The sequence below is a fragment of the Caballeronia sordidicola genome (assembly GCF_000729995.1).
GTDB lineage: Bacteria > Pseudomonadota > Gammaproteobacteria > Burkholderiales > Burkholderiaceae > Caballeronia > Caballeronia sordidicola_A.
Genome location: NZ_JNFG01000134.1, coordinates 1 through 1268 on the forward strand (window position 1 = coordinate 1; position 1268 = coordinate 1268).

A 1268-nucleotide genomic window follows, 5' to 3' on the forward strand; every position below is an offset into this window, starting at 1 on the left:
ATCCGGGTGAACGTTCTTTTATTCCAAGGGGAACATCGTTGAAGACGACAGCCGGAGTAATGCCCCATCGAATGTCTCATATCGATGCGATTCGCGCCGTGGCAGTCCTGTTTGTCATGTGGGCCCATTACGCTGAGAAGTTCGGTCCGATTGCCGGTTCCGGACAATGGTTGAACACGGCGCAGCACTATGGCAACTTCGGACGCATCGGCGTTGTGGTGTTTTTCGCGCTGAGCGGATTGCTCATACCAAACAGCTTGAACGGCTCCATTGGCGTGGGCACGCGCCAATTCCTCATTCGACGGTTCCTGCGCCTCTATCCGACGTACTGGTTATCGATACCGCTTGGCTTCTTTGCATACTGGATGCTTTTCGGTATGCATATGGACGTTGCAGGATGGCTAGCGAACGCGACCATGCTCCCGGATGCGCTAGGCTATACCGAAATGATGGGCCACTACTGGACGCTGGAAACCGAACTGGTATTTTATGTACTGTGCCTCGGATTATTCTGGCTAGGTGGAGTCCAGCAGATGCGCGTCCTGTGCGCCGTTTGCGTTGCATTGAGCGCAGCTTTCGTCGCTACTTCCGCGCTTCATATTATTCCCGCCAATGCCTTGGGTCAGTACAAGGGCATGCTCTTCCATCTTTCAATCATGTTCTGGGGTGCTTGCTTCCGCAAAGCATACGATCACCCGAAGGATCGCGTGGTGCTTGGATTGTCAGGCGTGCGGGCGCTGCGCGCAGACTGCTCCTACAAGCGTGCGTTCCTGGGCGTAACCGGGGTCGTAGTCTGCGTTGCACTATTGATCGGCGCAGTCGGGTTCAAACAGCATGATGTTTTGCACATGATCGAGTCGGTCAGCTACTTGGCCGGATTGTCGATCTTCAGCGTACTGGCGACCGTCTGGAAGATCCATCTGCGGCTTTTCGCGTGGCTGGGCAAAATCAGCTATTCGATGTACCTGCTGCACGGCATACCGCTTTACGTGATCTTCTGGTTGTGCGGGCGGGAAGGCTGGACAGGTGCCCCGCTCGCCCTGTATATGATTCCCGCAGCGGTGTTAGCGGTCGGCATATCGTGGCTGAGCTTCAGCGCAGTTGAAGCGCCGTGCATCTGGTTCGCGCATGCGCTCACGTCGACTCGTCGAGCGAAAGCGGCGGACGCCGTTCAGGCCGGCGAAGCGGCACAAGAAAAACGGCCCAGGGTGGCCGCGAGCCGCATAGAAAATCTCTTGCCTGAGTCTGAGCACGGTCAGGCGACGCAG

At 56.7% G+C, this 1268-nt stretch carries 1 protein-coding gene; it reads left to right on the forward strand.

All coding sequences use genetic code 11. The annotated features are described in order from the left end of the window. Positions 1 to 71: 71 nt before the first annotated feature. Positions 72 to 1268 (forward strand): acyltransferase family protein (locus FH08_RS0134060; protein WP_063771253.1); only part of this gene is annotated, 1197 nt, incomplete at its 3' end.